9 protein-coding genes are annotated in these 8,292 nt (G+C 67.6%); 5 read left to right on the top strand and 4 right to left on the bottom strand.

What is annotated here, in order from left to right; all coding sequences use genetic code 11:
* Positions 1-129: 129 nt before the first annotated feature.
* Together ACAG24_RS21440 and ACAG24_RS21435 are read right to left on the bottom strand one after the other, a co-directional pair.
* On the bottom strand, positions 130-741 hold the full coding sequence (locus ACAG24_RS21440; RefSeq protein WP_370474430.1) for a class I SAM-dependent methyltransferase: 612 nt from the start codon (positions 739-741) through the stop codon (positions 130-132).
* A gap of 36 nt (positions 742-777) precedes the next feature.
* Positions 778-1,845 (bottom strand): glycosyltransferase, encoded by a 1,068-nt coding sequence (locus tag ACAG24_RS21435; RefSeq protein WP_370474429.1) that lies wholly within the window; start codon positions 1,843-1,845, stop codon positions 778-780.
* A gap of 102 nt (positions 1,846-1,947) precedes the next feature.
* Between ACAG24_RS21435 and ACAG24_RS21430 the strand changes: the two genes are divergently transcribed.
* The 3 genes from ACAG24_RS21430 to ACAG24_RS21420 are packed head-to-tail and all read left to right on the top strand — an operon-like array spanning position 1,948 to position 5,257.
* The gene (locus ACAG24_RS21430) at positions 1,948-2,901 is read left to right on the top strand and encodes a WcbI family polysaccharide biosynthesis putative acetyltransferase (RefSeq protein WP_370474428.1); all 954 of its coding nucleotides are present in this window, start codon (positions 1,948-1,950) and stop codon (positions 2,899-2,901) included.
* Positions 2,898-3,893 (top strand): glycosyltransferase family protein, encoded by a 996-nt coding sequence (locus tag ACAG24_RS21425; protein ID WP_370474427.1) that lies wholly within the window; start codon positions 2,898-2,900, stop codon positions 3,891-3,893. The genes ACAG24_RS21430 and ACAG24_RS21425 overlap by 4 nt, the downstream gene beginning before the upstream one ends.
* On the top strand, positions 3,890-5,257 hold the full coding sequence (locus ACAG24_RS21420; protein ID WP_370474426.1) for a glycosyltransferase: 1,368 nt from the start codon (positions 3,890-3,892) through the stop codon (positions 5,255-5,257). The genes ACAG24_RS21425 and ACAG24_RS21420 overlap by 4 nt, the downstream gene beginning before the upstream one ends.
* A 5-nt stretch (positions 5,258-5,262) precedes the next feature.
* On the opposite strand, the gene ACAG24_RS21415 is transcribed toward ACAG24_RS21420, so the two are convergent.
* On the bottom strand, positions 5,263-6,129 hold the full coding sequence (locus ACAG24_RS21415) for an alpha/beta fold hydrolase (RefSeq protein WP_370474425.1): 867 nt from the start codon (positions 6,127-6,129) through the stop codon (positions 5,263-5,265).
* Positions 6,130-6,191: 62 nt separating this feature from the next.
* A complete protein-coding gene (locus ACAG24_RS21410) occupies positions 6,192-6,956 on the bottom strand; it encodes a TetR/AcrR family transcriptional regulator (protein ID WP_370474424.1) in 765 nt (254 codons plus the stop codon).
* A 76-nt stretch (positions 6,957-7,032) separates the two neighbouring features.
* Between ACAG24_RS21410 and ACAG24_RS21405 the strand changes: the two genes are divergently transcribed.
* Complete coding sequence (locus ACAG24_RS21405) at positions 7,033-7,443, top strand: nuclear transport factor 2 family protein (protein ID WP_370474423.1); 411 nt, start codon at positions 7,033-7,035, stop codon at positions 7,441-7,443.
* A gap of 92 nt (positions 7,444-7,535) precedes the next feature.
* Positions 7,536-8,288, top strand: coding sequence for a dienelactone hydrolase family protein (locus ACAG24_RS21400; protein WP_370474422.1), 753 nt, complete (start codon positions 7,536-7,538; stop codon positions 8,286-8,288).
* The last annotated feature ends 4 nt before the right edge of the window (positions 8,289-8,292 follow it).

Raw genomic sequence — 8,292 nt, 5'->3', positions numbered from 1 at the left:
GCGGTGATGACCAGGCGAGCCTTCGACACCAGCTGAAACTGGCTGATTCACCTATGCCGATGTCTTGAGACACCCTATTCCGATGTCCTGAAACAGCACACTGCCGGGGGCGCTTCTGGCGCCTGCTGCCTACGGCTTGAGCCAGCGCCACTGCGCCGTGCACCACGGCGTGGCGCCGTCGAGACTGTCGGCAACGGCCTGCACCACGCCAGGCCAGTTCCAGCTGTCGTAGTCGTCACCGGACAGCCACCCGCCGGGCCGCACCTTGGGGCGCCAGGCCTCGATGTCCGCCCGGACACTGTCGTAATCGTGCCGTGCGTCGAGATGCACCCACGCCAGGGACTCGTCGGGGAAGAGTCTCGAGGCCGAGACCGAATCGTCGATCAGGAGATGGACCGAGTCGGCGGCACCGCAGGCGATCAGATTGCGATGCAGCAGTCCGGCCATGGTGCCCCCGCCGAACTCGACGGCGGGCCCGTGGGCGTTGACCTCAGCCGGGCCTTCGGGCCCGCTTCCGCGCGCCCAGTCGACGCCGATGATCTCGACGTCGAGACCGGCCGCACCCACCACCTCGGCCAGGGAGCAGATGCTGCGGCCCAGGTAGCAGCCCACCTCGACGAACCGGTCGCCGTCGGCGAAAAATTCTGCGGCTTCCTCCTGCCCTTCCCGCCACTGAAACCACCCGGGGATGTCCCGCCACGTCTGCACTGGTCGATCGAAACCTGACATCGCGTCATTCACTGCCGACACACCTTCCTGTTTCCCGGCCGCGACCGGTCACGCTGCGTTGCGTGCGGCCAGGGCACGCCGATAGATGTCGGCGACGTGATCCCGAACCACACTGCGCTCTCGGACCCGCCGATCTCGACGGGCACGGTCCTCGAACCCGTGCGCTGCGCGCACCGCTGACGCGGCATCCTCGACCGTCCGCCTCAGGCCGGCCGGATCGAACCTTCCGGGTCCGAACACGAAAGTGCCCGATGCATGCTGCTCGTCGAAGAACCCGCAATCGGGGACCACCGACAGGACGCCGGCGTCGAAACAGGCCTCCACCCAACCGGAATGTGTGCCGAACCGGTACGGAAGCACCATCACATCGATCTCGTGGAGGTAGTCGACGAGTTCGGCGTCGGCGAACGGCGGATGCACTCGCACGTCGACCCCGGCAGCGTCGTAGGCCGCCAACCGATCCGGCAGTGCCTCGTCGGCCCGCCGCGACCTCAAAGCATTCTCGTCCATGTCCAAACGCAGGGCGACAGGAGCGGCGGCCCACTCGGTGGCCACCAGCGCATCCATGATCGGCCACGGGTCGACGTTGGCGCGCAGGAACTTCGCGTGCACGGCGACCACCGGGGCCGCCCTCGTGGCCCGCCGCACCCCGACGCACTCGACCGGCAACAGGTGCGGGTGAGGTAGTACCACCGACTCGACCCCCCATCGCTGCGCGATGACACGTGCCGCTCCCCTGGTCAAGGTGATCACGGTGCCGGCTTCGCTCAGCAGCAGACCGAGTGCCGCCTCGTGCGTCGTCTGGTCGGCCAGGTGTGGGTTGGCCAGGTCGTGCACCGTGACGACAAGCGGCACCCGGTGTGCACGCAGCAGTCCGGTGACCGCGCGCAGGTCGCCCAGAGCGACGGCTTCGAACCCGAAATGGACGTGCAGAACGTCGATTTCGTGAATGTGCTCGCGCAGGTAGCCCGGGTCTAGCCAGCGCGGCGGCCACCACTGTCCGGCGAGCGTGGCGCCGGGAGGCACCGGATCGGGAAGCAGTGCGACGAGCCCGGGATCGGTCGTGGCGCGGACGAAGGGGTGGCCGGCGGGAACCGATGCCAGTCGAATCAACACATACCTCCGGCAGACGACCCGGGCAGAAACAACGGCCGCCGCTGTCTCGACGAATGCGTTACCAGAGATATACCACGGGCCGTCGACAAGTAACCTCGCTGCGTGACCTCCGACACCGGACGCCGGAAGCATTACGGCGTCTTCTACGGCGAGGACGACGCCGCGCCGGTCGACGACCGTCCGCTGTGGCTCGTCGTCGGCAACTGTCAGGCCGAAGCGCTCAGGCAGGTACTCGACGCCGTGCCCGACCGGCGGTACCGCACCGTGCGTATCCCGCCGGTGCACGAAATCGAGCGTAGCGATCTGCCATATCTGGACTCGCTGCTAGCCGCGTCGGCCGTGCTGGTGAGCCAGCCGATCCGTGCCGGCTACCGGGATCTTCCACTCGGCACTTCCGAACTCGCAGAACGACTTTCGTCATCAGCAACATGCATCCGGTGGCCGGTCATCCGCTATGCCGGGCTGTACCCTTTCCAGGCCATCGTCCGGCACCCCGCCGACCGCTCGGTGGTCCCGCCCGTGGTGCCCTACCACGACCTGCGCACCGTGGCCGCCGCACGGGCCGGCCTGTCACCGTCCTCGGTGTGGGACGTCGATGTGAGCGCGGACCAGTTGCGCGCCGCTGCCGAGGCCAGCCGCGACGAACTCGCGCGGCGTGAGCGGCGCGACTGCGACGTGGGCGTCTCGGATGTCCTGGGACCGTGTGGGGCCCAGGCCGCGCACACCATCAACCATCCCGGCAACCGTGTGCTCGAAACGCTGGCGCGCCGAATTCTCGATGCCGCCGACGTGCGTCTGTCGGTGCCCGCTATCAGCCGCACCCTCCTCGATTCCGTCCATGCGCCACTGGAACCGCGCGTGCTCACCGCACTCGGTCTCGACGCGGCGCCTCGCTACCACTGGGTGCACCACGGCGATCGTCTCTCTGTCGACGATGTCCATGCGGCACAACTCAATTGGTATGCCGCCAACCCCGATTACGTCGAGTTGGCGATCACCAGACATGCGCACATGATGGACATCCTCGGGCTGCTGAAAGTCTCCACGCCGTCGTGACGGTCACGCATCTTCTCGTCGGGCCGCGACCGCACGGGGTCGTCCGGTTCGGATGGGACCTGTACCGGCGCATGCAGCAGGATGGCTTCGACGTGCACCGGCAGTGGACCGCCCATCACGGCGACGTGTCGACGCCTTCGACCGCCGGCGTCGTCCATCTCCAGTTCACCGATCGGCTGTTCGGGGACAGTCCCGAATGCGCGGCCAGAAACGTCGCGGCACTCGGGGCGCGAACCATGGGAGCGATGACTGCGACGCTCCACGACGTGCCACAACCGTCCGACGGCAAGAACTTCGCCCGCCGGACCGCGGCATACGCCGAGGTGTCGGCCGCCTGCCGTGCAATCGTTGTCAGTAGCCACCACGAGCGTGAACTGTTGCGGGACTGCGGGATCGAGCCATCACGCTGCGCGGTGATCCCGCTTCCGGTCGGTCCGCAGGCCGTGGCCCCCGCCACCCGGGGCCCGGGCCGGACAGTGGGCGTGTTCGGTTATGTCTACCCCGGCAAAGGGCATGCCGAGGTCCTCGCGGCGCTCCCCGACCACGGCGGTGTCGAGATGCTCGCGATCGGCGAAACCTCCTCCGGCCACGACGATCTGGCGCTCGATCTGCAGGAGGCGGCCCGCCGCAAAGGCGTTAAGTTCACTCTCACCGGTTACATCGCCGACTCACGGGTGCAGCCGCTGTTGCAACGGGTCACCGTCCCAGTCGTCGCCCACCGGCACATCTCCGCGTCGGGCTCGCTCAATTCGTGGTTGTCGGCGGGCCGCCGTCCGCTGGCGCCCACCCACCGCTACACCGTGGAGTTCGAGAATCGGAATCCCGGCTCGCTGGCGCTCTACCCGGATACCGCCGACGGCTTGCGGTCCGCCATCGACAATGCTTTGGACGCCCCGGAATCGACGTGGCTCGAGGCCGGCATGCTTCTGAGCCCGGCGCCCTCCGACGTCGCCCGCCACTACGCCGACTTCTTCGCCGACTGTCACCCATGACCCGCGTAGAACTCTTGTCGTTGACCGACGGCCGATATGTCGTCCCAGAAAACCGCTGGGACCTGCTGGACGAGCGCCCGGCCCGTCAGGCAACCGTGGCGGTGGTGGTGCCCTACTACGAACAGCAGACCGAGCTCGACCTCGTCCTGGCCGCCCTAGCGATTCAGGACTATCCGCACGACCTCATCGAGGTCGTCGTCTGCGACGACGGTTCCGGGCAACCGCCCGATGTTTCAGCCGCGCCACTGCGATGCTCGGTGGTCAGCCAGCAGGACAAGGGCTTTCGCGCCGCGGCAGCCCGCAATCTCGGCGTCCGCCACACCGAATCCGAGGTCCTCTGCTTCCTGGACGCCGACACCGTGCCGGAGCCGCAGTACGTGAGCGCCGCCGTTCGGCTGCCGTCCGTGCTGCCCGACGCGCTCGTGGTCGGGCGGCGCCGCCACGCCGATCTGACCGGCTGGACGCCGGCGCGGTTGCCGCAGTGGTGGTCGGGACACAGCGTCCCGCGCGAACTCGACGAACCGCGCTGGCTCAGCGACGCGTACCGCCGAACCTCGAACCTGCTGAACATCGATCACCGTTCCTACCGTTACGTGATCAGCTCGGTGATGTGCTGCAGTCGCGAATTGTTCGACTACTGCGGAGGATTCGACGAATCCTTCGACCGGTACGGCGGCGAGGACTGGGAGTTCGCGCACCGCGCGCTCACCTGCGGCGCCGTACTGCACCATGCGCGCGACGCCGTCGCGTGGCACAACGGAGCCGATTGGGCAGGGCGCGACGTCGCCGACCGCGCCACCGCGAAGAACGCCGAAGCACTGGCCGTGGCGCGGCTGGTCCCCGACCCCGAGGCACGAGTCCACGGACTTCGCTACGACATTCCCGACGTCGCCGTCGAGATCGACGCCGCAGACCACGGCCCGGGGTCTCTGGTGCGCACCGCGGCGTGTTTCCTCGGCCAGGACGTGGGCCTGTTCGTCAACGGCGCGGGCGCAGAGACCCTCGTGGGCTCCCTCCGCACCGACGATCCGCGAATCCGCGTCGGCCCCGTCCCCGACGCGGTCCGCCGTCGCTGCCGTGTCCTGATCACGCTGAGCGGACGGCCGGTTCTGTCCAGGGAGGCCGTCGCCGACATCGTCACGCGCGCATCGGCACCCGGGGTGGCGGCCGTCGAGGTCCGCCACGATGCAGCCACACTGCTGTGCCGTGCCTCGTGGGCGATCCATCGAGCCGAAAGGTGGAGCACCGGAACGGTCCGGTTCCGCGACGAACGCGACCGGAGTCGGCTGGGCACGTCGCTCACTTATCGCGGCCACGCGTTCGACATGGATGTCGTACCGCGCGACGCGACCGTCGCCTGGTGACGCCCCTACCCTGCGGTGACCGCGCGCGAGGAAGGTTCTTCGGCGAGGAACGTCAGCAGGGCCTCGTTGAATTCGTCGGGGTGGCTGATCGGAATACCGTGGGGCCCACCGGCAATCACATGCAGGCGGCTGTCCGGGAGCGCCTCGTGTGTGCGCCGGCCCGAACCCTCGAACGGCACCGTCGCATCGCTGTCTCCATGTATGACCAGACTCGGGACCGTCACCTTCGGTAGATCTTCGCGAAAGTCGGTGCCGCCGAACGCCGCCATGCACGCGAGAGCGGCCGCCTTGCTCGCCTCGCCACACATCGCGAGGGCCCACTGCCGCTGCTCCTCCGTGATGAGCAGTCGGCCGTCTGCGGAGAAGACGTCGGTCATCATCTGCTCGTAGAAGGCGTCCTGGTTCGCGGTCAGCGACGCGGCCATCTTGGCGGCCTCGGCCTTGCCGAGCGGACCGTCAGGATTGTCCTTGCGGTGCTGCACGAACGGCGTGACCGACGCCGCGAACACGGCACTTCGGATGCGCTCCACCCCTTTGCGGGCACAGTAGCTCGCGACCTCTCCGCCGCCCATCGAGAAGCCGACGAGAGTCACATCCCGCAGGTCGAGTTCCTCCAACACCGCGGACAGGTCATCGGACAAACTCTCGTACGTATAGCCGATCAGCGGCTTGTCACTGCGTCCGAACCCGCGGCGGTCGTAGGTGACGACGCGGTACCCGGCGTCGCGCAACGCGTCGACCTGGGGGGCCCACGAGTCGGCGTTCAGCGGCCATCCGTGGATCAGCACCACGGGTCGACCGTCGCCTCCGGTGTCGTCGACATGCAGATTGGTGGTGCGCAGCGGCCCGCGGTAGGCGGTGATCGCAGTCATGAAGGCCGGGTCCTCTCCTCGACATGGTTTGTTGCACAGGTACCCACCCCTGCGCGACACCCTCACCCCGGTGTGCGGTCGATCACTGGCGCGAGCCCGTCCAGCACCCGCGCGAGCCCGAACTCATAGGCGTGATCCGCGCTGTAGGCGCTGTCGTACGCGCGCCCCGCTGCCGCGCCCACCCGCGCAGCCAGCGGGTACTCCTGTGGACTGAAAATTTTGGCCAGCAGCGGTTCGGCGCGTTCCCACCACGCGCTGTCGTTCATCCCGCTGTCGGTCTGGGCGTTGCGGGTGTCGATCGCGATGCGCGCCACTGCTGTCACGAATCCGAGCACGTACGTCAGAGCCGAATCCATTTCCAGCTCGCTGAGGCCTAGGCCGTCGAAGGCGCGCAGTTCGTGGTCGTACTTCGCGGACGTGCCGGGCCCCAGCGGCGGACGCGTGATAGCCAGCTGCACCACCCACGGATGTTTGTCGAGCATTGCCCGGTTCTCCGCGGCAATCGTGGAAACCCGTTCCCGCCAATGCAATTCAGACAGATCCGCGCGCGGCATCTGCAGGTAGACGGAGTCCAGGATCAGGTCGAGCAGTTCGGCCTTTCCCGGCACATACGTGTAGGTCGCCATCGGCGCGATCCCCAGTTTCGCCGCCACCGCGCGGATGGTCAGAGCCGCCAACCCGTCGGTGTCGGCAATCTCAATCGCCGCGGCGACCACCGCGTCAACCGACGTACGCGCCCTTGGCCCGCGGCCTGCCCGGACCTCGCCGGGGACTCTCCACAACAACTCCAGAGTGCGCACCGGGTCCCCGGCGCTGCTTCTCTCCACGCGAGCGATCGTAGCCCGTCCCGGCTCTGTGTACACTGTACGGTGTACTTTGTACGCAGATTGTGAGGAGAACGACATGGCATCGCTACCTGCACATGGTGGCTACGCACCATCGCCGGCCGACATCGACGCCGTGCTGGACTGGTTCACGCGGTACGACACGCTGGCCGTCGGCAAGGAGGTCGAAGCCATGGCCGACCAGGCGATGTTCCCACTCAACGAGGTGACCGACGGCTATGCGGCGTCGTGCGACCGCGAGAAGTTCGTGGCTCAGATGCGTGAACAACTCGGCGAGGCCGGGGACGTCTCGATGGATTCGGTACGCACACCGCATTTCATCAACGAGAACCTGGTATTCGTGATCACCGACGCCATCATCACAGCAGGCGAGCACAGCCAGCACGTGCGCTACGGCGACCTGCTGGTGAAGACGGGCGACGGCTGGAAGTTCCAGACGATGGTCCAGGGCGGCTGGGGCGAGTTCTAGCACCACGACCTTGATTTTCGGCGCGCGCATCCCGGTTCTGCGGGCAGCGAACGCCGTCGCGCGGCACCCGACGACGTGGAAACGTCAGCCCGGTGACGGTGCACCACACATCTTTGCGACACGACATCGACGGCAGCTACTTCGACTCGGTCCTCGTTCACGACGACACTCATGTCGACAATCACCACGACCTTCACGACGCGCAGACCCGTCCGACCGTGCTGGTCTTCCACGGCATGGAAGGGCGCAGCGACGCGCAGATGCAGTTCGCGACGCGCCTCGTCGAACAGGGTTACCAGGCCATCGCGGTGGATCTGTTCGGTGAGGACGTCAGCCGCGGCGGCATCGAGGCCACCGGCGCCGCGATGGCGGGCTTCGTCGAGGATCGTGTCGCGCTGGCCGCGCGTCTTGCCACCGTGTTCGAGACCCTGACCGCGGCGGCGCAGGTGGACCCGCAGCGCGTGGCCGCCATCGGCTTCTGCTTCGGCGGCCTGTGCGTGCTCGACCTGGCGCGTCACGGCCAACCGCTGGCAGGTGTCGCGAGCTTCCACGGGTTGCTGAAGCCACCTCCGGAGGCCGAGAAGCGCGACGTCACCGCCAAGGTGATCGTCTTCCACGGCTGGGATGACCCGTTCGCTCCCCCGGAAGACGTCGTCGCACTGGGCAGGGAGTTCTCCGGCAGGGGCATCGACTGGCAGTTGCACGCCTACGGGAACACGTTGCACGCCTTCATGGCGCCGTTCGCCGACGATCCGTCGCGCGGTGTGCTGTTCAGCGAGTCCGCCTCCGCGAGGGCGTGGACGTCGGCGACTCACTTCCTCGCGGAATGCTTCGGCGGCCGCTGAGTCG

The organism is Mycobacterium bulgaricum (assembly GCF_041287165.2).
In the GTDB taxonomy this organism is placed as follows: domain Bacteria; phylum Actinomycetota; class Actinomycetes; order Mycobacteriales; family Mycobacteriaceae; genus Mycobacterium; species Mycobacterium bulgaricum.
Note: the sequence above shows the minus strand (reverse complement) of the source record. Positions and strands in the feature narration are given on the sequence as shown.